General features: G+C 71.9%; 1 protein-coding gene. It reads left to right on the forward strand.

The features are described from left to right. The coding region (locus BZL64_RS24320) for an Hsp70 family protein (RefSeq protein WP_143663301.1) at positions 1-445 on the forward strand (445 nt) is incomplete at both ends.

Consider the following 445-nt stretch of genomic DNA (forward strand, 5'->3'; position numbering starts at 1 on the left):
CGCCCCGCCCACCCGTCGGCGGCTCCGGACACGGCCCGGTCGTCGGCATCGATTTCGGTACGACGAACTCGGCCATCGCCCTGTTCGAGGGCGACGACGTGCGCCTGATCCCCAACGCGGAGGGCGCCCTCACCACACCCAGCCTGGTGGCCATCACCGAGACGGGCGACATCCTGGTGGGAACTCCCGCCAAGCGCCAGGCGATCGCCAACCCCGACTACACGATCCGCTCGGCGAAGCTGAAGCTGGGCACGGACTGGAGCATCACCCGGGGCACGGTCCGTCTGACGGCGGAGGACGTGGCACAGCACATCCTGCGGCGGCTTCGGGAGGATGCGGAGGCGTATGTCGGGGGCCCGTTGCAGGGCGCGGTGCTCACGGTCCCGGCCAACTTCGCCCGGGACCAGCGGGCGGCCCTGGTGCAGGCCGCCGACCGAGCGGGGAT

This window comes from Streptomyces bobili (assembly GCF_002154575.1).
Lineage (GTDB): Bacteria > Actinomycetota > Actinomycetes > Streptomycetales > Streptomycetaceae > Streptomyces > Streptomyces bobili.